Here is a 17874-nt window from a genome sequence, read left to right on the forward strand (position 1 = left end):
ACTAGGGCGCCGGAATCAGCGCAGGATGCAGGCGTTGCGGCATTCGCCGATGCCGTCGATCGAAGTGGTGACGATGCTGCCATCGGTCAGGAATTCCTTGGGAGTGCGGCCGTCGCCGACGCCTCCCGGCGTGCCGGTCAGAATCACGTCGCCCGGGTTGAGCGTGGTGACCGCCGAAATGTAGCGGACCAGTTCTACAGGGCCGAACACCAGGTCACCGGTATCCGCCTCCTGTTTGCTAGCGCCGTCCACCGTGCAGGAAATGTCCAGCGCGGGTGCGCTTCCAGACTCATCGGCCGTGAGCAGGAACGGACCGAGCGGAGTGGTCGCATCGAAGGTCTTGCCCTGCAGCCACTCGGGCGTCCTGCGCTGGAAATCGCGGGCAGAGATGTCGTTCGCGATCGAGAACCCGGCGATGGCCGCCTCGGCTTCCTCCGCCGTGGCGCGCGAGACCCTGCTTCCGATCACAACGGCGAGCTCGGCCTCCCAGTCCACCGACTCGGAGCCGGGCGGCAGGACGATGGGATCGTTGGCGCCGATCAGGGCATCCGCAAATTTCGCGAAGAGAGTCGGGTGCAGCGGCAGTTCCCGCCCCATCTCGAGGATGTGCTCGCGGTAGTTGAGCCCGACGCAGACAATCTTGCCGGGTGCGGTGACCAGCGGCGCGAAGTCCGCCTTCTCCAGGGCAAGGCGGGCACCGCCGTCGTACTGATCCACGTCCGGCGATCCGGCGCGCAGCCACTCCCCGACGTCGGCAAAAGGCAATAGCGTCAACCCGCCGTCAAGTTCCACCGCGGCAGACGTACCGCCCGCTGTCCGGACGGTTGCGAGCCTCATGCGCCCCACCCCAGATTGGACTTGAGCTGGGATTTCACGAGTTTGCCGGCCGCCGTGCGCGGCAGTTGATCAGCGCCGAGGAAGACGATCTTTTTCGGGATCTTGTACCCTGCCAGATGGCCGCGCAGGAACGTGGAAATTTCCTCGCCGTTCGCCTGCAGCCCGCTGCGGAGCACGACGACGGCTCGCACCTCCTCGTCCCAACGCGGGTCCGGAACACCCACCACGGCCGCTTCCAGGACCGCGGGGTGCAGGTAGAGCGCCTGTTCGATCTCGGCAGAGTAGACATTCTCGCCACCGGTTTTGATCATTTCCTTGAGCCGGTCGCGGAAAAAGTAGTAGCCGCGCTCATCCTGGACGGCGAGGTCCCCGGTGTGGAGCCAGCCGCCCCGGAACGCCTCGGCCGTGGCTTCCGGCCGGCCGTAGTAGCCGGTCATCAGCGACGGGCCCTTGACGCAGATTTCACCGAGGTCGCCGGGGCGAACCGGCTCGCCAAGCGGGTCCTGAAGCTGCGCTTCGGCGAGCAGGTATTCGGTACCGATCGAACCGTCGACGGCGGGATCGAGCATGTCAGCGGGCTTGAGCCTGGTGACCATGGGACCGGCCTCGGTCAGGCCGTAGCGGAAGTACAGTTCGGCGTCCGGCAGCAGATCCGTAAACATCTGCTTGTCCGGCATCCGCAGCAGGCCGGCACCGGTATGGACCGCCTTGAGGTGGGTCCTGATCGCCGGATCCGCGAAGACGCCGTTCTCCATCAGGCGGCGCATCATGTTCGGGATGAGAAAGGTGTTGGTGATCCGCTCCCGCCCCACGAGGTCCACAATTAGTTCGTCATTGAACTTCTCCGCGATGACACTGGTGGCACCCGCGATGAAGTGCGGGACCAGCCAGCAAAGCAGCGCAGCCGAATGGAAGAACGGTGTGACGATCAGGCCGCGCTCCTCCGGGCGGTTGCCCACGCCGCAGTCGTACAGTTCATTGAATGCGTTCGCCGCCGCTGCCCGATGGGAAATGATGACGCCCTTCGGCGTCCCCGTGCTTCCTCCCGTATAGATGATGCAGAGCGGGCTATCCAGGGTGGTCACGTCCTCGAGCGGACCGGAACCCGTGCGCAGGGCGTCGATCTCCGCACCCTGGCGGACCAGCCTAGGCAGCTGCTGCTCGGTCCGGCCCAGGATTTCCAGGGCCTCCTCGGCGTTGGGAATCAACCGTTCCTCCACCAGAATGACTTTCGCTCCGGTCTCCTTGATACCAGCGGCGAGCTCCGTGGGTGCCCAGCGCCAGTTGTAGGCAACATAGGTGCCACCGGCGGCGGCGACCCCAAAGAAGACTTCAGCGTTGAAAGCCGAGTTGCCGGCCAACACCCCGATATTGTCGCCTGCGCGGACACCGGCGTCCCGCAGGCCCCGTCCCATACCCCACGCGCGCTCGGCGAGCTCGGCGAAGGTCAGCCGGCTGACGCCGTCGACGATTGCCTCGCGCGCCGGGTAGCGCCGGTGGTTGAGTTTGATCCACTCACCAATCGTTCGCACTGTGTACTCCTCAGTCGGGCTGGTGTGGGTCCGGCAAAACCGGATTCCACTGGGCTTGCTCTTCGACGAACAAGCGTTCGTTCGAAGTTTAGTATGAGTTGGTTCCCGCCGCAAGGGACAGTTGCCGAGGGGGCGAAAGCCCGGGAGACCAGACCTGGCGTGGAACGCGATCCAACACGGCGGCCCAACTCCGGCTCCAGCACCAGCGCTGCGGACGAGGCCTGCGAGCCTGCGGTGTCCCACGATTCGATCCTCCTCCGAATCAGGATCCCAGTCCATCGGATCCGCGAGGGGCCGCCGACGAGCCGACCAAAGAGTCTGCGAACCACGCCGGCACCGACGCTGCCGACGACGAAATTTGGGCACCCGCCGTCGTACCCCTTGCGTGCGATACACATCACACCCTAGACTTCGTACGAACGCTTGTTCTTCTCCAAAAGCACCCCGGACCGAAAATTGCCCCGCCTGGTCCGTGCCCTCCTTGACGAAGGGGAACCGGAGAACCGTTGCGGTTCGCTGCACAACGGAGATCGGTCCACGCCACAGACTTTCCAACAATCCCAAGGAGTGAGTTCCAATGCCGGAATTGACGAATCCTGTTCAACCACCTGAGACCCTGGTGGACGAAGCACCCACCGTCGATCTGAAGACCGGGCGACGCGCCGTCGTCAGCGGCACTTTTGGCACCGCCCTGGAGTGGTTCGACTTCGCCGTTTACGGCACGCTGTCCGCGACGCTCTTTCCGCAGCTCTTCTTCCCCAGCTTTGACGAGAACTCGGCGATCCTCGCCTCCTTCGCCACCTTCGGGGCCGGCATGGTTGCCCGCCCGCTCGGCGGGATCGTCTTCGGTGCACTGGGCGACAAGATCGGCCGACGCAACGTCCTCATGTTCACCCTGGTCCTCATGGGCGCGTCGTCCATCCTGATCGGGCTGCTGCCCGGCTACGCCACGGTCGGGATCCTGGCACCGATTCTGCTGGTCACGCTGCGCTTCCTCCAGGGCTTCGCCCTCGGCGGCGAGGCCACCGGCGTCCAGGTGCTCGTCGTCGAGCACGCGCCTACGAACCACCGAGGTCTATACGGCGGCATCCTGGCCACCGGTTCTCCGCTCGCCCAGAGCTTCGCGTCAATTACCCTCACCGGCCTGGCCATGTTCCTTTCCAAGGAGGACTTTGCCTCGTGGGGCTGGAGGATCCCCTTCCTGATGGGCGTGCTGTTGCTCGTGGTGGGCATGTTCATCCGCCGCCGCGTCGAAGAAACCCCTGCCTTCAAGGAAAACCAGCTAAAGGCTGCGGCGTCCGCGATTCCGCAGGAACGCGCCCTGGCCGTGATCGTGAAGAAGCCGGGAACGGTCATCAAGCTGGTGCTGTCCTGGGCCGCCTCCGCCGGGCTGTTCTGGATCAGCGTCACCTATGCCGTGAACTACCTGACGAAGGAACTCGGCTACGAAAACTCGATCACCTTTGGGCTTCTCCTCATCGCCAATCTCGTCTCCATTCCCGCAGCGGTTCTCGGAGGCCGGCTCAGCGACCGCATCGGTCGCAAGAAGACCTTCCTCCTCGGCCTGACCCTGCAGGGCATCGCTGCCGGCACGATGTTCCCGATCATGAACTCGATGAACTACCCGGCCAGCGTGGCAGTCATCGCGCTCGCCCTGTGCGGTATCCAGATCACGGCCGGCACCCAGGCAGCCTTCTTCTCGGAGTCGCTCCCGACGAGCATGCGCTACACCGGCTCCGCTCTCGGCATGACCTTGGCTGGCCTGTTCTTCGGCGCCCCCATCCCCTTCATCGCTGCCTGGATCTTCCAGAACACCGAGAACGGAACGGCGGCCCTGACCGCGATTGCCCTCAGCCTGGTGGCGATCTCGATCATTGCCACCCTCACGCTGCCGGAGCGGTTCAAGCAGTCACTGCACGAGGACCACTAACCCCCACCGCCCTGAACACACGGAACGCCCGGCTGGATCCTCCAGCCGGGCGTTCCCTGTTGATCGTGTTACTCGTGGATTGACGTTATTCGTGTTGCTCGTGGATTCGCGTTCCGGGTACCTCCGGTGACGCCGCGGCTCCGGTGCCGTGCTGCGCCAGGTGCCGCAGGTGCTACTTGGCCGAGCTGGGCAGGACAACCCGCCCGACCCTCTCGTCAGCATCTGCAACCTTGAGTTCCCGCAGCGCGAAGCGCGTATAGATCCGGACGATCTCCTCCAGGGAGAACCGGCCGCCGTGCTTGAACCAGCCTGCGATATGGGTGGCCTGGGCGACGAAACTGTACACGTGGAACTTGGCGTCGATGACGTCCGCGAGCCCGGCCTTGCCTGCTGCGGTGACCAGGCCTTCAAGGAACGATTCGTAGTCGGTCCGCTTGTTGATGACCACATCACGCGCACCCTGGGGCAGCGAGCGAAGCTCGGCGTTGCCGATGAAGACTTCCTGGGCCCGCTCCGCGTGGAAGGTGATGTGCTCGGCGAGCGCGGCCTGCAGCAGGTCCACACTGTCCCCGCCCTCGGCGTCGGCGACCGCCTGCCGGACGCGGTCGAGCAAGTCGTCGATGATGCCGCCCATGATCTGCAGCAGCAGGTCTTCTTTGCTTTCAATGTGGTTGTACAGGCTGCCGACTTTGAGTCCGGCGGCCGAGGCGACCTGGCGCAGTGTGGTGGCATCGTACCCGCGTTCGAAGAACAGACTGGCTGCACCCTCCCGGATGACCCGGGCGGTGTTCCGCTCCACTCGTACGCTCATCGTGACCTCCCCCTTCGTGCTGCTGTGTAAGTCATAGCCTTCTTCATCCTAACAAGCGTCCGCTCTGGGGGTGGAGTCTTGACATGGTTCAAGACTTCAGCAAAACTCAACGTTAGACGTACAAACGCTCGTTAGCCAGTAGGAGACCGTGTGGAACCCAAGAACAGCCTGTTCGACACCGCCGTCGTCGGAGGCCAACGGCTCCGGAACCGCATCGTCCTGCCGCCGCTGACGCGCAGCCGTGCCGATGATGACGGCGTCCCCACGCCCTTAATGGAGGAGTACTACCGGCAGCGCGCAGGCGCAGGCCTGGTGATCAGCGAGGGGACAGTCATCGCGCCCCAGGCCACCGCGTACACCCGTGTACCAGGCCTGTACTCCGCCGAGCAGGTGGCCGCGTGGCGTCCGGTGGTCGAGGCAGCGAAGCGGGAGGGCGCCGTCGTCTACGCCCAGCTGTGGCACGTGGGCCGTCAATCCCATTCCAGCGTCCAGCCGGACGGACTGCCGCCGAATGGGCCATCGCCGATCGCCATTACCGGCTACCAGTACCGCAGTGCCAACGGCAGGATCCCCTACGAGACACCGCGCGAACTGACGACGGCGGACATCGCCGAAATCGTCCAGGCCTACGGAACCGCGGCCCGGAACGCCGTCAGCGCCGGATTTGACGGCGTCGAACTCCACGCCGCCAATGGTTACCTGATCGACCAGTTCCTCAACGACGGGTCCAACTGCCGGACCGACCTTTACGGTGGATCGCTCGAAAACCGCACGCGGTTCCTGCGCGAGGTGATCACCGAGCTGGCCCGGCACCTGCCGATGGACCGCATCGGCGTCCGCCTCTCGCCGTCGTCGGACTGGATGGACGCGCACGACTCGGACAAGCGCACCCTCTACTCCACGGTGGTCCGCCAGCTCAACGACTTTCGGATCGGCTACCTGCACCTGGTGGAACCGGAGATCGCAGGGTCCACCACCGTGGACCGGCCGGCGGACTCCGTTCCCACCGCCGAGCTCGCCGCCCTGTTCGACGGCGTCGTGATCGTCACCGGTGGCCACGACCAGGCTTCCGCGGAACGGCTCCTCGCCGACGGAACCGCCGACCTGGTGGGCTTCGGTAGGCTGTTCATCTCCAACCCCGACCTCCCGCGCCGCTTTCAAACGCAGGCGCCGCTCGAACCGCTTCGCCCGACCGGCATCTACGGCGGCGGCCCCGAGGGTTACACCGACTACCCGTCGCTGGCAGCAAGCGGCGCCTGACCCGGGCAGCCCAACGACGGGCCGCTCCGACACGAACTCCTGAAGGAGACAGCAACTTATGAGCAGCACTTCCCTTAACGTCCTGGTGACCGGAGCGGGCGGCGGGATGTGCCGCGGCATCAACGCGCGCCTCTCCGAGTCCGGCCACACCATTCTCTGCGTCGATCTCGACGCCGCCAGCAGCGAGGCGGCCGCGCAGACCATCCGCGACGCCGGCGGCAAAGCTGAGGCGTTTGCCGCGGACGTCGCCGATGAGGCCGCCGTCGGGAAGCTGCTGGCCGACGTCACAGCAGCGGTGGGACCGGTGCACGCGCTGGTCAACGCCGCCGGCATCCTGGACCGGAAGTACCTCGCCGACAGCACCGCGGAATCCTTCCGCCGCGCCCTGGACGTGAACCTGGTGGGTCCCTTCAACCTGATCAAGGCGTTCTCGCCCGGGATGATCGAGGCCGGCTGGGGAAGGATCGTCAACATTGCCTCGATCGCCGGCATCACCGGCTACCCGTACCCGAGCTACGCCGCGTCCAAGGCCGGCCTGACCAACCTCACCCGGTCCCTGCTGGAGGACTTCTGGGGCACCGGGATCACCATCAACTCCGTCTGCCCCGGAGTGGTGGACACGCCGATGGTGATCCAGGAGGTCCGTGACCAGGTCCGCCGCCGCGTTCCCACCCAGACCATCATTGAACCCGCCGAGATCGGCGCCATGATCGCGTTCCTGCTCACCGATGAAGCCCGCAACATCAACGGCGCGGACCTTCTGATCGACGGCGGGGCAACCCGGCTCTTCTCCCTGTTCAACAACCATGCAGACTAACGGGATCACGATCACCGGGACCGCCCAGCGGGAGGCCTGGCAGCACCGGGTGCACCCGCCGGTGGAGCAGGTGGCGCCCGGCGTCACCAGCGTCCCGGTGGTCTTCCCCGGCAATCCGATGCGCTACACGCTGAGTTATGTGCTGCTCGACGGCGACGAGTGCATGGTGGTGGACCCCGGCTTCGACAGCGACGAGGGACATGCCCAGCTGTTGGCCGCCTTGGCCCGCCTCGACGTCGGCCCCGCGGAGATCAGCGGGATCGTGGCCACGCATTTCCACACCGACCACCTCGGCATGGCGGCGCGCCTGGCCCGCGGCTCGGGGGCCTGGATCGCCCTGGGCGAGCAGGAACGGCGGCACATCTCGGCCTTCCAGGACGCGCCTGAAGAATCCGCCCTGGACCGCGAGCGCATGCGGACCTGGGGCGTCCCCGAAGAGCGGGTGGCCGAGGCGGCCATGAGCCCGCAGGGCCTCCACGACATGCGGCGCCTGGCGGACCCCGACCGGCGGCTAGGCGACGGCGACATCCTGGCCGTGGCCGGACAAAACTGGCGCATCATGGAGACCCCCGGGCACACCCCCGGCCACATCTGCCTCTGGGACGACGACGGCGAACTGGTGCTCTCCGGCGATCACGTCCTCCCCCGCATCTCCCCGAACGTCTCGCTGGAGATCCGCGGGGACACCGATCCGCTGCGGCACAACATCGAGTCACTACAGCGGATCGCCGGCAACGACCACTACGAGGTCTGCCCCGCGCACGAATACCGCTTCCGCGGCGTGGGCCACCGGGCCAGGGTTCTCGAGGAGCACATCGAAGAGCGTTCCCGCGAGGTCCTGGAGGTTCTCGGCTCGGGTGCCACCACGGTCCACGAGGTCGCCCGGCAACTCACCTGGTCGCGCGGCTGGGATTCGCTGGGCCGGCTGCAGTTCCGGCTGGCCCTGAGCGAGACCGCCGCGCACATCCGATACCTGGCAACGTCAGGCATCCACGCCGGCGTTCCGGGACTGCCCACAGGGGTTTAGGGCGGCGGTTCAGGCGCCCGGGATCCAGTCAGGATCCGGGGCGCCGAACTTCTGGCCGGGAAGCTGCAACGGCTCGCCCACCAGCAGATCAATCCTGGTCCGCACCAGGCGCATGGCGGCAATCCGCCATCCCCCCTCGAGGCGCCGGTATTCCTCTTCGTACAGGCCGTATCCCCGGATTCCGTAGAGTCCGGGGATTTTGGCACCCCGATAAGGCCTGCTGTCGGGCGCCCAGACCAGATAGTCGTGCATCGACCAGAGCCCGCGGATGCCGCCGTCGCCGGTGACGGCCAGGCGCGGCATAAACCCCTGGTGCACCGACTCGACACCGGCCAGGAAGCCGGACACACCGCTGATGAACCCGTCGGCGTCGTCCGCGGCGAAGGGAAACCCGCCGAACGTTGCGTCGGCGGCGAAGAGCGCGCGGAGTTCCGGCCAGCGCTTGGCGTCGAGGTGGCGGAAATAGTCCGACTTCAGATTCCGAATGTCCTCCAAGCTTCTGAGGTCCTCGCAATCGTGGGGCAGGCCCATCAGATAATGACGAGTTCTTCGGCGACGCAGGCATAAAGGCCGGCCAGGATGCCCCGGACACCGTCCAGGTGATCGCCCGCCTGATCCGTCAGTGCACCGACGGCGGTCCGGGCAGAGGCTTCGTCGGCGAAGCCGATCGAGACGGCAACCTGCGGAATCTGTTCCTCGCGGCGGAGCGCCGCGCGGACCAGCAACTCCGCCCCCGGAACGAGCACGTTCACGCCCCAGCCGAGGGCGCCGTCGAACGCTGCACCCAACCGGCCGGCCCAGGGCTCAACCGCCTCGACGTCGGCAGCAGTGTCATCGCGCCAGCGTGCCAGTACCCAGAGCTTGAACGGCCAGGGCGCATGTGCCCCGCCCGCGTGCACTGGCCCGCCGGTGAGTCCGCTGAGGAACTCCTGCTCGTCCACGATCAGCCGGTCGGCCACCGCGGAGTCGAAGCCGGCCTGCACCACATCGTCATCGGCGAACCACAGCTCCACGATGCCGTCCACGCTGTACAGCCCTGCCCCGAGTCCCGGCGTGGATTCCAGCAAATGGTTCTGCCGGTAGTCCGTGACGCCGGGCAGTCCTTGGGCGATGTCCGCATGCGTGGTGGACCAGTGGGCGCGGAACGCTTCCCGGGTGAGGCCGTCCCGTTTCTCCAGGTAAGTGATGCGTTTCGGCACGCTCAGTCCCCTGCCGTCAGCGGCACTTCGACCTCTTCGGCCAGGAACCACTCGACGCTTTCCAGGAAGTGGTGCTCGTGGTCAAACAGCTCCTTGGCTTCCGGACCGGCGTAGGCGGCTTTCACGTGCGCAACGGAGGAGAACCACAGTTCGGCCATGCCGCTGTACGGCCAGGGCTTGCGGTGCTCGATCGCCGGGTTTTGCCGGTAGCGGAGGATGCCCGGCAGCTTCCGGACGTAGGCGGGGTGTTCCACGTTCCAGAAGTGCAGGAAGTCCTCCCTGCTCAGTTCCGGTTTGGCCTTGATGACGGCCACGACCTTGATCATGCTGGTTCCGCCTTAGACCGGGGTGACGGCCTGGCGCCGCTGCACGGGGATCATCTTGCGCTTGGAGTACAGCCCGAGCCGCCGGGTCAGGTCGGCGCGCAGCTCGTTGGCCGGCACCACGGCCTCGACGGCGTTGGCATTGGCGATCTTGAAAACGTCGATGCCTTCCGCGTACTCGGCATGCTTTTCCAGGATGAACGCTCGGCGCTCGGCCGGGTCCTCGATTTCGTGGATCTGGTTGTAGTAGATGCCGTTGACGGCGGCGTCCGGGCCCATCAGCGCGGGGCGGGCGGTCGGCAGCGCAATGACCGCGTCCGGGTTCATCGGAGCACCCGACATGGCCAGGTAACCGCCACCGTAGGCCTTGCGGACCAGGACCGTGATGCGCGGGACCCGGCACTCGGACACCGCGAAGATCATCTTGGCACCGTGGCGGATGATGCCCTCGCGTTCCACCTGGGAACCGATCATGTAGCCGGCGATATCCACGAGGAAGACGATGGGGATGTTGTAGGCGTTGCAGATCCAGATGAAGCGCGCGGCCTTGTCCGAGGAGTTCGGGAAGATGGATCCGCCCATGTGCGTGGGCTGGTTGCCCACCAGGCCCACGGAGCGGCCGTTGATACGGGCGAATCCGGTCAGCATCTCCGGTGCGAACAGCTCCTTGTAGGGGAACCAGGACCCTTCGTCGACGAGGGATTCGACGAACTCCTCCATGTCGAAGACTTCGGCTTCGCGCAGCGGAACGATGTCCTGCAGCGTGCGGCCCGGCCGCGGCTCAATGGCCGGTGCCATCGGTGCGGGGGTTTCCCAGTTGGCGGGGAGGAAGGACAGCCAGACGCGGATGGCGTTGAGGGCCTCCTCGTCGTTCTCCACCAGGACGTCACCGAGTCCGGAAACCGTGCAGTGCATCTCGGCCCCGCCCATCTCCTCCAGCGTGACTTTCTCGCCGGTGACCATCTCGGCCAGTCGCGGCGATCCAAGGTAGGCCGTGGCATGGCCGCGGACCATGATGGTCATGTCGCAGAGGGCCGGAACGTAGGCGGAACCTGCAGGCGACGGGCCGAACAGCGCACAGACCTGGGGCACGCGGCCGGAGATCTGGACCTGATTGTAGAAGATGTTGCCCCAGGCGTGGCGGCCCGCGAAGCTCTCGAACTGCTCATCGATGCGCGCGCCGGCGGAGTCGAAGAGGTACACGATCGGGACGCCGGCTGCATCAGCCTTCTGCTGGGCGTGGGTGATTTTCTCGAAGGTTCTGTTGCCCCAGGTCCCGGCTTTGACGGAGTAGTCATTGGCGATGACGCACACTTCGCGCCCGTCGACGCGGCCGAAGGCGATGACAACGGCGTCACCGGGCAGGCCGTCCTCGAAGCGTGCCAGCAGGCCGTCCTCGATGTAGTTTTCGTCATCGAAAAGGATCGCGAGCCGCTGCCGGACCAGGAGCTTGCCTGAGGCGATGATCTTGTTGCGGTTCTTCTCCGAACCACCGAGGCGGGCAGCGGCCAGCTTCTCGGTCAGTTGTTCGTGCACGGTGGCTGCCGGCACTTCGGCTTCCGGCGCCGGTGCGGGCGCGGCGATCGTTGCTTCAGTCATGTTGAGCCTCCAGGAATGAGAGTTGTTGTCCTCTATTAGTATACGAACAAGCGTTCGCTAGTCTAGTCTTATGGCAGGTGGACTTACGATTCCCCAAGGCATCCGTCCTCAGTCACCCCGAACAGGAGAACCATGCACGGCAACGACGCCCGGCCCGCCAGCACCACCCCGCCCCTTCCCAAGGGACGCCCGGACCACTACTGGGAAGACCTCGTGGCAGGCGATGTGATCCGGACAGCAGGCATGACCATCACCGATGCGCACCTGGTCCAGTGGGCCGGACTTACCGGCGACCTCGTCTCGCTGCATCTGGATGAGACGTACGCGGCCACGACGCCGTTCGGCCAGCGGATAGCCCATGGCCCCCTGACGATGTCCCTGGGATTGGGACTGATGACCCAGACGGGCTACTTCAGCAACGTCGTTGCCTGGCTGGGGCTGGATGAGGTTCGCGCACTTGCGCCCGTGTTCATCGGGGACACGATCCACGTCAGCGCCACCGTGGACATGGCCCGTGAGACCAAGAAGCCGGAACAGGGGATCTGGAAGATCAACTACTCGGTGCTGAAGCAGGACGGCTCGACCGTCATGACGTTCAGCAGCAGCTTCATCATGAAAAGGAAGTAGGCCATGACCATCCAGGACAATTTCCGTCCCGCGCCGCCGGCCGAGATCGCCGAGCCCGACGAATTCGCAACGCTGCGGAAACGCGTCCGGGCCACGCTCGCCGAGCACGTCACCCCGGAACGACTCAACACGTTCGACGAGGCGGAGGAATACGACGGCGAGCTCTTCCACGAGATTGCTGCCGCCGGCCTTGTGAGGCTCGACGGCGAACTTTACGGCCCCGGACCCGGGCACCAGGCGCAGGCCGTGGTTCTGGAGGAGCTCGGCGCCGGGCCCACATCCGTGGGAGTCAGCATGGTGGTGCAGTACATGGGCGTCCAGCTCCTTCACAGCTACGGCAACCACCAGCAGCAGGAGGAGTTCCTGGCCCCGTTGCACGCCGGGAAAGCCAAGATGTCCTTCGGACTGAGCGAACCCGACGGCGGAACTGACGTCGCCCGGGCTATGAAGACCACCGCGGCCCGGCTGGAGGACGGAAGCTATTCCATCTCCGGACAGAAGAAATGGATCGGCGGTGCAATGGACGCGGACTACCTCGTCCTCCTGGCCCGGACCAGCGAAACCACACGCTCCGCGATCGACGGCATCACCATGTTCCTCGTCCCCCGCTCGACCCCCGGCATCCGGACCGAAATCATCGACACCGTCGGCATCCGCGGCCTGGCCCAGTGCGACGTCTACCTCGACGACGTCCGCGTCCCGGCGGAGAACGTCCTGGGCGAAGTGGACAAAGGATTCCGGCAAGTTCTCGATACGCTCAACGGCGAACGCCTCAATGGGGCAGCTGTCGCCCTGGGCATTGCCCGTGGGGCCATGGAAACCGCCATCGGGTGGGCCCGCCAACGGCATGCCTTCGGGCGCCCGGTGGGATCCTTCCAGGCCCTCCAGCACAGCCTGGTGGATGCCAGCGTGAAGATCGAATCGGCCCGACTGCTCCTGCGCCAGGCAGCAGAAGCGTCCGACTCCGGCCCGGGCACGAACGAGACCTGGTCCGCCTTGGCAAAGCTCGCCGCGTCCGACGCGGCGACCACCACCACCGACGTCGGCATGCGGATCATGGCTGGGTGGGGATTCTTCCGCGGCCTGCCCATGCAGCGTTACTTCCGTGATGCCCGGCTCTACACGTTCGCACCCCTCACTGACGAGATGACGCGCAACTACATCGGCGAGAAGCATCTGGGACTCCCCCGGTCCTTTTAGCCAACCGCCTGACGGCCCAGAACCGACGCACAGGCCCGACGCACAGAAAGGGGCGGCTGCCTTCCGGCAGCCGCCCCTGTCTATGTCCTAGTAGTCGCCTAGGAGATGTAGTCGATTTCGAGCTCCACAACGTCCTGGTCGTGCAGGTTGACCACGATGTTGTCCGGCGTGCGCGTGGTCATCCAGATCAGTTCCTCGGTCATGCTGGCGTTGCCTTCGATGTGCGGCATGTAGGGCGGCACGAAGACGAAGTCACCCTCATTGAGGTAGACGATCTCGCCGTAACCCTCGCCGTAGCGGATGAAGCCCCGGCCCTTGAGCACGTAGCCTCCCGTATCGGCCTCCCCATGGTGGTGGGCTTGCGAGATCTCGCCGGGACCGGTGTGGACCTTGCCGAACCAGAGGCGCTCAGCAGGGCTGTTTTCCTTGCTGACTCCGGAGATGCGGCGGGCATTCAGCGTCTGGCCCGGTGCGGCCGCGAGTTCGTCGGCTCGGTTTACACGGAACAAGTCCACGTTGCGGTTGATATCAAAGACCACGTCGGTCATGGCACATCCCCTCCTGAGATTTTCAAATTGCCGCCGGCTCGTCATTGCCGCCGGGGCCCGACTTCAGTATGTTGCCTCCGCACCACCGAGTCAAGACGTACGCTCGTTCGTGTCTCGCCAACCTGTCCGCCGAGAGCTTCATACGCCCGCCAGCTCTTGACAGAAGGCCCCCAAATGGGATTACCTAATGAACATTCGGTAAATAAAGCTGGAGGCAATGACGCATGGCTGAACTGACGATTTCCGGTGACACCCACCCCATCCTTAAAGACGACCCCGCCTCGGAATGGATGGGCATCGAAGTAGTGGCACTGGACGACGGACATGCCACGATCCGCATGACGCTCCGGCAGGAAATGCTGAACGGCTTCGGCATGGCCCACGGCGGAATGATCTTCGCCTTCGGCGACACCGCCTTCGCGCTGGCCTGCAACCCGGCCAACCCGGCTCCTGCGGACGAAGGCACCATCACGGTGGCGTCCGGCGTCGATATCAACTTCCTCAAGCCGGCGTTCCGCGGCCAGGTGCTGACCGCCGTCGCCAACCGCCGCGCCAGCACCGGACGCAGCGGCCTCTACGACATCCAGATCTACGCCGCCGATCCGGTCGCGGGCACCGCACCGGGCACAGCGCCCGCCCCCGCCGGCGCAGCCCACGCACCCGCCGGCACGGCGCAGGCCGCCACGGCCGCCACGGTTCCGGGCGAACTCCCCACCGACATCCTCCCGGGCGAACTCGTCGCCGAGTTCCGCGGCCGCAGCCGCACCATCTCCAAGAAATAGAAACAGGGAACCCCAGATGACCCAAGAAACTGTCGCACCCACCAGTGATGCTGTCCTGGACCGCGAAGAAACCATCTCCCGCGACGAGCTCGAGGCCCTGCAGCTGAGCCGCCTGCAGCACACCGTGGCCTACGCCTACGACCGTGTGCCCCTGTACAAGCGCAAGTTCGACGAGGCCGGTGTCCACCCCACGGACCTCCACGAGCTCTCCGACCTGGGCAAGTTCCCCTTCACCACCAAGGAAGACCTCCGCCTGGAGTACCCCTTCGGCATGTTCGCCGTCCCGCAGCACGAGGTGGCCCGCATCCACGCAAGCTCCGGCACCACCGGCCGCGCCACCGTCGTCGGCTACACCAAGAAGGACCTCGCCGACTGGGCCAAGCTCGTGGCACGCTCCCTGCGCGCCTCCGGCGTCCGGCCCGGCATGAAGGTCCACAACGCCTACGGCTACGGCCTGTTCACCGGCGGCATGGGCGCCCACGCCGGCGCCGAGGCCCTCGGCTGCACGGTCATCCCGATCTCGGGCGGCCAGACCGAACGCCAGATCACCCTCATCCAGGACTTCAAGCCCGACGCGATCCTGGCCACCCCGACCTACCTGCTGACCATCGCCGATGCGATGATGAAGCAGGGCATCGACCCGGCCTCCACCTCGCTCAAGTACGCCGTGCTGGGCGCCGAACCGTGGACCGAGGAAATGCGCCACGAGCTCGAAGTGACCATGAACCTCAAGGCCTGCGACATCTATGGGCTCTCCGAGGTCATGGGCCCGGGCGTTGCCGGCGAGGCCGTGGAAACCCAGGACGGCAGCCACATCTGGGAGGACCACTTCCGCCCCGAAATCATCGACGCCTTCGACCCCTCCGTGGTCCTGGACGACGGCGCACACGGCGAGCTGGTCTTCACGTCGCTCACCAAGGAAGCGCTGCCGATCATCCGGTACCGCACCAAGGACCTCACCCGGCTGCTACCCGGCACCGCCCGCCCCGCGCACCGCCGCATGGGCCGCATCACCGGCCGCAGCGACGACATGATCATCCTGCGCGGTGTGAACCTGTTCCCCTCGCAGATCGAGGAGATCGCGCTGCGGATCCCCGAGCTGAGCCCGCACTTCCAGCTCGAGCTCACCCGCCCCGAGGGCCATCGGATGGACCAGATGACCGTCAAGATTGAACGCCGCGAGTCCGTCACGATCGAGAGCGGTGCGGCCGCGGCCAAGGCCCTGCAGCAGCAGATCAAGATCCACGTCGGCTCCTCCTGCGCCGTCGACGTCGTCGAGCCCGGCTCCCTGGAGCGGTCCAACGGCAAGCTCCGCCGGATCTACGACCTGCGTCCCAAGGCCTGACCATATGAAGTCCAGCCCGCCGGCCGGCCCACCCGGGCCGCCCCGGCGGGCTGACTGATCTCCCGATCGTGAGAAACTAGCGACTATGCCCACAACAGCAACCAACACCAAACGCGGCCGCCCCGGTTATGACCAGCAGTCGGTCCTGGTGATCGCTGTGGACGTCTTCAACCGCCACGGCTACGACGCCACGTCCATGGGCATCCTTGCTGAAAACCTGGGCATCTCGAAGTCCGCGATCTACCACCACGTGCCGTCCAAGGGCGATCTCCTGAAGCTCGCGCTGGACCACGCCCTGGGCGGCCTCGAGGCCATCCTGGACCAGCCCCAGGCCCAGACCGGCACCGCCGAGGCCCGGCTGGAGTTCGTCCTCCGCGAGACCATCTCGGTGCTGGTGGAGCGCCTCCCCTTCGTCACCCTGCTGCTGCGCCTGCGCGGCAACACCGAGATCGAACGCGACGCGATGGAACGCCGGCGCACCTTCGACCACAAGGTCGCGGCCCTGATTTCCGCCGCCCGCGACGAGGGCTCACTCCGCCAGGACATCGACCCCCGCACCGTCACCCGTCTGCTCTTCGGCACCATCAACTCCATCGTCGAGTGGTACAAACCCGGCGGCTCCCTCTCCCCCGAGAAACTGGCCGACGACGTCATCACCATGGCCTTCCACGGCCTCCACGCCCCGCAGTAGCGCCAGGGCCCGCCGGGCAGGGGCCACCGGGCCTGGGCCCACCTCGCTGCCGAGGACCAGCCTCCTCCACAGGTCGCGGCACCTTCGCCTTCCCTTCACCTCCCGACCCCCCCGCGCGCCCCCAAACGTCCACGGTTCCGCAGTCCCGCGGTCGCTGTGACGGCGTCCGGCCAAGGCACCAGCGGTCCGGGGGCACTTTGAGGGCCTCGGCACAGGTTTTGCCCTCATAGACCCGTGTGTCCGTTCAATGTGCCCCCGGGCGGCAGAGGGCCCGGCGACACCTCCGCCCAGGTCACGGCCACCACGCTGGTGAGGTCCGGCCCCCATTGACGGCACCTGGCGCCGGGGCCACGCTGGGGGAATGGCCACGAGACTATCCACGGTGCTCTTAGGCGCCTTTCCCGAGTTGCGTTACGAGCCCACAGCCAAGAGGGTCCGCGCGAGCCTCGACGGGACCGCCGTCGTCGACACCGTGCAGGCCTACCTGATCTGGGAACCGCGGCGGATCACCCCCATCTACGCGGTGCCGGAGCAGGAACTGCTGGCGGAGCTCGCGTCACCGGCCCTGCCGGCGGCGTCGGTCGAGGAACACCCCGTCGCCATCCGGAAAGGCGCGGCCCCGACGTCGCTCGACCCCTCCACATCGTTTGGCAAGCACACCACGGCCGGCGGGGAACTCGACGTCGTGACGCCAGCGGCGACGGCTCCCCGGGCCGCCTTCCGCCCCGAGGACCCCGACCTGGCCGGCTACGTCATCCTGGACTTTAAGGCCTTCGACTGGCTCGAGGACGACGAGGAGATTATCGGCCACCCCCGTGATCCGTTCCACCGGGTTGATATCCGCGCGTCCTCCGTGGAAGTGCAGGTGGCGCTCGACGGCGTGACGCTGGCCAGCACGAACGGCGCGCAGCTGCTCTACGAGACGCTGCTCCCGGTGCGGTACTACATCCCGCCGGCGGATGTGCGGCTGGACCTGCTGGAGGAGAGTCCGAAGCGGACGGTGTGCCCGTACAAGGGCCAGGCGAGCTATTGGAGCTACCCGGATTCCGCGGAGGGCAGGAACCTCGCGTGGAGCTACGACCGGAGGTACCTCGACGCCGCCCAGATCCACGGCCTCATCAGCTTCTTCAACGAACGGGTGGACCTGACAGTCGACGGCGTGCTCCAGCCGCGCCCGGTGACGCCGTGGTCCCGCCCCAGCGCTCCCGGGGCGCCCTGACGGCTGCAGCGCGGGTCAGGCTTGAGCGGGCCGGGGCGCCCTGACGGCCGCGGCAGGCGTCCGGCATGAGCGGTCCGGGGGCACTTTGAAGGCCGCAGCGCCGATTTCGGCCTTGAAGCCCGGTGGA

At 66.3% G+C, this 17874-nt stretch carries 18 protein-coding genes; 10 read left to right on the forward strand and 8 right to left on the reverse strand.

The genetic code is table 11. The annotated features are described in order from the left end of the window. Positions 1 to 15: 15 nt before the first annotated feature. Complete coding sequence (locus J2W14_RS08580) at positions 16 to 837, reverse strand: fumarylacetoacetate hydrolase family protein (protein WP_307461211.1); 822 nt, start codon at positions 835 to 837, stop codon at positions 16 to 18. Continuing rightward, positions 834 to 2369 (reverse strand): class I adenylate-forming enzyme family protein, encoded by a 1536-nt coding sequence (locus tag J2W14_RS08585; RefSeq protein ID WP_307461214.1) that lies wholly within the window; start codon positions 2367 to 2369, stop codon positions 834 to 836. The genes J2W14_RS08580 and J2W14_RS08585 overlap by 4 nt, the downstream gene beginning before the upstream one ends. Before the next feature lie 577 nt (positions 2370 to 2946). Here J2W14_RS08585 and J2W14_RS08590 point away from each other — a divergent pair. Beyond that, positions 2947 to 4299, forward strand: coding sequence for an MFS transporter (locus J2W14_RS08590; RefSeq protein ID WP_307461216.1), 1353 nt, complete (start codon positions 2947 to 2949; stop codon positions 4297 to 4299). 172 nt (positions 4300 to 4471) lie between these two features. Here J2W14_RS08590 and J2W14_RS08595 read toward each other — a convergent pair whose 3' ends face one another. After that, positions 4472 to 5110, reverse strand: coding sequence for a TetR/AcrR family transcriptional regulator (locus tag J2W14_RS08595; RefSeq protein ID WP_307461218.1), 639 nt, complete (start codon positions 5108 to 5110; stop codon positions 4472 to 4474). A gap of 150 nt (positions 5111 to 5260) precedes the next feature. On the opposite strand from J2W14_RS08595, the gene J2W14_RS08600 reads away from it, so the two are divergent. Genes J2W14_RS08600 through J2W14_RS08610 form a run of 3 tightly spaced genes read left to right on the forward strand, consistent with a single transcriptional unit; the run spans position 5261 to position 8214 of the window. Then, the gene (locus J2W14_RS08600) at positions 5261 to 6370 is read left to right on the forward strand and encodes an alkene reductase (protein ID WP_307461220.1); all 1110 of its coding nucleotides are present in this window, start codon (positions 5261 to 5263) and stop codon (positions 6368 to 6370) included. Between the two features lie 58 nt (positions 6371 to 6428). Next, positions 6429 to 7187 carry an SDR family NAD(P)-dependent oxidoreductase gene (locus tag J2W14_RS08605; protein WP_307461222.1) on the forward strand — a complete coding sequence of 253 codons (759 nt, stop codon included), beginning with the start codon at positions 6429 to 6431 and terminating at the stop codon, positions 7185 to 7187. Continuing rightward, entirely contained in the window at positions 7177 to 8214 is a 1038-nt protein-coding gene (locus J2W14_RS08610) for an MBL fold metallo-hydrolase (protein WP_307461224.1), read from the forward strand. The genes J2W14_RS08605 and J2W14_RS08610 overlap by 11 nt, the downstream gene beginning before the upstream one ends. Before the next feature lie 9 nt (positions 8215 to 8223). Here the strand turns inward: J2W14_RS08610 and J2W14_RS08615 are convergent, their stop codons facing one another. From J2W14_RS08615 to J2W14_RS08630, 4 genes are read right to left on the reverse strand one after another with little or no spacing between them, the layout of a single operon-like run. Further along, positions 8224 to 8709 carry a nuclear transport factor 2 family protein gene (locus J2W14_RS08615; protein ID WP_307461225.1) on the reverse strand — a complete coding sequence of 162 codons (486 nt, stop codon included), beginning with the start codon at positions 8707 to 8709 and terminating at the stop codon, positions 8224 to 8226. A 35-nt stretch (positions 8710 to 8744) separates the two neighbouring features. Further along, positions 8745 to 9413 (reverse strand): EthD domain-containing protein, encoded by a 669-nt coding sequence (locus J2W14_RS08620; RefSeq protein ID WP_307461227.1) that lies wholly within the window; start codon positions 9411 to 9413, stop codon positions 8745 to 8747. Positions 9414 to 9415: 2 nt separating this feature from the next. Further along, positions 9416 to 9739: an EthD family reductase gene (locus J2W14_RS08625; protein WP_307461228.1), complete on the reverse strand. Its 324-nt coding sequence runs from the start codon at positions 9737 to 9739 to the stop codon at positions 9416 to 9418. A 12-nt stretch (positions 9740 to 9751) separates the two neighbouring features. Then, complete coding sequence (locus J2W14_RS08630) at positions 9752 to 11335, reverse strand: acyl-CoA carboxylase subunit beta (protein ID WP_307461230.1); 1584 nt, start codon at positions 11333 to 11335, stop codon at positions 9752 to 9754. 132 nt (positions 11336 to 11467) lie between these two features. Between J2W14_RS08630 and J2W14_RS08635 the strand changes: the two genes are divergently transcribed. Both J2W14_RS08635 and J2W14_RS08640 read left to right on the forward strand, forming a co-directional pair. Beyond that, the gene (locus tag J2W14_RS08635; RefSeq protein ID WP_307461232.1) at positions 11468 to 11962 is read left to right on the forward strand and encodes a MaoC/PaaZ C-terminal domain-containing protein; all 495 of its coding nucleotides are present in this window, start codon (positions 11468 to 11470) and stop codon (positions 11960 to 11962) included. 3 nt (positions 11963 to 11965) lie between these two features. Continuing rightward, the gene (locus J2W14_RS08640; RefSeq protein WP_307461234.1) at positions 11966 to 13162 is read left to right on the forward strand and encodes an acyl-CoA dehydrogenase family protein; all 1197 of its coding nucleotides are present in this window, start codon (positions 11966 to 11968) and stop codon (positions 13160 to 13162) included. A gap of 98 nt (positions 13163 to 13260) precedes the next feature. Here J2W14_RS08640 and J2W14_RS08645 read toward each other — a convergent pair whose 3' ends face one another. Next, entirely contained in the window at positions 13261 to 13710 is a 450-nt protein-coding gene (locus tag J2W14_RS08645) for a cupin domain-containing protein (protein WP_307461235.1), read from the reverse strand. Positions 13711 to 13934: 224 nt separating this feature from the next. Here J2W14_RS08645 and J2W14_RS08650 point away from each other — a divergent pair, with 224 nt between their 5' ends. The 4 genes from J2W14_RS08650 to J2W14_RS08665 all read left to right on the forward strand — a co-directional run bounded on the left by J2W14_RS08650 (position 13935) and on the right by J2W14_RS08665 (position 17747). Continuing rightward, the gene (locus J2W14_RS08650; RefSeq protein WP_307461236.1) at positions 13935 to 14492 is read left to right on the forward strand and encodes a hotdog fold thioesterase; all 558 of its coding nucleotides are present in this window, start codon (positions 13935 to 13937) and stop codon (positions 14490 to 14492) included. A 16-nt stretch (positions 14493 to 14508) separates the two neighbouring features. Beyond that, complete coding sequence (paaK, locus tag J2W14_RS08655; protein WP_307461237.1) at positions 14509 to 15837, forward strand: phenylacetate--CoA ligase PaaK; 1329 nt, start codon at positions 14509 to 14511, stop codon at positions 15835 to 15837. An 85-nt stretch (positions 15838 to 15922) separates the two neighbouring features. Then, complete coding sequence (locus J2W14_RS08660; RefSeq protein ID WP_307461239.1) at positions 15923 to 16528, forward strand: TetR/AcrR family transcriptional regulator; 606 nt, start codon at positions 15923 to 15925, stop codon at positions 16526 to 16528. 361 nt (positions 16529 to 16889) lie between these two features. Then, complete coding sequence (locus J2W14_RS08665) at positions 16890 to 17747, forward strand: DUF427 domain-containing protein (RefSeq protein WP_307461240.1); 858 nt, start codon at positions 16890 to 16892, stop codon at positions 17745 to 17747. The last annotated feature ends 127 nt before the right edge of the window (positions 17748 to 17874 follow it).

The organism is Pseudarthrobacter oxydans (genome assembly GCF_030812335.1).
GTDB lineage: Bacteria > Actinomycetota > Actinomycetes > Actinomycetales > Micrococcaceae > Arthrobacter > Arthrobacter oxydans_B.

Bases quoted from the DNA above. Each gene is read 5' to 3' on its own strand.
- J2W14_RS08595 (WP_307461218.1), bottom strand. From the start codon at position 5,110: ATGAGCGTACGAGTGGAGCGGAACACCGCCCGGGTCATCCGGGAGGGT.
- J2W14_RS08590 (WP_307461216.1), top strand. From the start codon at position 2,947: ATGCCGGAATTGACGAATCCTGTTCAACCACCTGAGACCCTGGTGGAC.
- J2W14_RS08635 (WP_307461232.1), top strand. From the start codon at position 11,468: ATGCACGGCAACGACGCCCGGCCCGCCAGCACCACCCCGCCCCTTCCC.
- J2W14_RS08640 (WP_307461234.1), top strand. From the start codon at position 11,966: ATGACCATCCAGGACAATTTCCGTCCCGCGCCGCCGGCCGAGATCGCC.
- paaK (WP_307461237.1), top strand. From the start codon at position 14,509: ATGACCCAAGAAACTGTCGCACCCACCAGTGATGCTGTCCTGGACCGC.
- J2W14_RS08630 (WP_307461230.1), bottom strand. From the start codon at position 11,335: ATGACTGAAGCAACGATCGCCGCGCCCGCACCGGCGCCGGAAGCCGAA.
- J2W14_RS08625 (WP_307461228.1), bottom strand. From the start codon at position 9,739: ATGATCAAGGTCGTGGCCGTCATCAAGGCCAAACCGGAACTGAGCAGG.
- J2W14_RS08580 (WP_307461211.1), bottom strand. From the start codon at position 837: ATGAGGCTCGCAACCGTCCGGACAGCGGGCGGTACGTCTGCCGCGGTG.
- J2W14_RS08660 (WP_307461239.1), top strand. From the start codon at position 15,923: ATGCCCACAACAGCAACCAACACCAAACGCGGCCGCCCCGGTTATGAC.
- J2W14_RS08665 (WP_307461240.1), top strand. From the start codon at position 16,890: ATGGCCACGAGACTATCCACGGTGCTCTTAGGCGCCTTTCCCGAGTTG.
- J2W14_RS08645 (WP_307461235.1), bottom strand. From the start codon at position 13,710: ATGACCGACGTGGTCTTTGATATCAACCGCAACGTGGACTTGTTCCGT.
- J2W14_RS08650 (WP_307461236.1), top strand. From the start codon at position 13,935: ATGGCTGAACTGACGATTTCCGGTGACACCCACCCCATCCTTAAAGAC.
- J2W14_RS08605 (WP_307461222.1), top strand. From the start codon at position 6,429: ATGAGCAGCACTTCCCTTAACGTCCTGGTGACCGGAGCGGGCGGCGGG.
- J2W14_RS08610 (WP_307461224.1), top strand. From the start codon at position 7,177: ATGCAGACTAACGGGATCACGATCACCGGGACCGCCCAGCGGGAGGCC.